Source organism: Psychrobacter sp. W2-37-MNA-CIBAN-0211 (assembly GCF_040309405.1).
GTDB lineage: Bacteria > Pseudomonadota > Gammaproteobacteria > Pseudomonadales > Moraxellaceae > Psychrobacter > Psychrobacter glaciei.
Map to the genome: position 1 here is coordinate 1 of NZ_JBEOOU010000276.1, position 265 is coordinate 265.

Annotated in this window: 1 protein-coding gene; it reads left to right on the forward strand. The window is 41.1% G+C overall.

The window, feature by feature from the left end; all coding sequences use genetic code 11:
- Positions 1–233: IS66 family insertion sequence element accessory protein TnpB (gene tnpB, locus AAEY72_RS15215; RefSeq protein WP_352311420.1), on the forward strand; the 233-nt coding region annotated here is incomplete at its 5' end.
- Positions 234–265: the final 32 nt, after the last annotated feature.

Consider the following 265-nt stretch of genomic DNA (forward strand, 5'->3'; position numbering starts at 1 on the left):
GTGGTGCGCTATTTGTGTTTTGTAATAAAGGGCGCGACAAACTCAAACTGCTGTACTGGGATAACACCGGGTTTTCCCTGTGGTATAAGCGATTAGATAAACATAAGTTCAAATGGCCTAAACTCATGTCACCCACCATGACATTAACCGAGCAACAATTACACTGGTTATTAGCGGGTTATGATGTGATTGGCCACAGCAAAATTGATGTCGCAGGTAAGCAAGTGCTTTAATTATTCAAAAGATATGGCGATCGATTGATGAT